The organism is Dolichospermum sp. UHCC 0352 (assembly GCF_009711925.1).
In the GTDB taxonomy this organism is placed as follows: domain Bacteria; phylum Cyanobacteriota; class Cyanobacteriia; order Cyanobacteriales; family Nostocaceae; genus Dolichospermum; species Dolichospermum lemmermannii.
On the sequence record NZ_VIKY01000104.1, the window covers coordinates 1536 to 1887 of the forward strand.

A 352-nucleotide genomic window follows, 5' to 3' on the forward strand; every position below is an offset into this window, starting at 1 on the left:
AAGGTAAAATAATTGGATGTGACCGAGGTTATACAGAAGTTTATGCTACATCATCTAACGATGGTGCTAGATTTTTAGGCAATAATTTTGGTAAAATCCAAACAGAAGAAACTGATTATAGAACAGCGAAACAAGTTAAACGCAGCAAAATCAGGTCAGTTTTTCATAAATCTATCGCTAAAGGAAACAGTGCCAAAGCTGATAGAATTAAAAGAATGCAGAATTTAGAATTTAGAATTTAGAATTACGTTTTGCAACGGGGATTTTACCCCGACGCAAAACCCGCTGCTTGTAGAAGCAGGGGACTTTAACCCCCAAAGGTAAATTAAACGGAATAACCTTGGTAAAATCA

The 352-nt window shown here is 35.8% G+C and carries 1 pseudogene; it reads left to right on the top strand.

The annotated features are described in order from the left end of the window. Positions 1-242 (top strand): annotated as a pseudogene (locus FJR06_RS06845) (hypothetical protein); the annotation flags it as partial. Between the last annotated feature and the right edge of the window lie 110 nt (positions 243-352).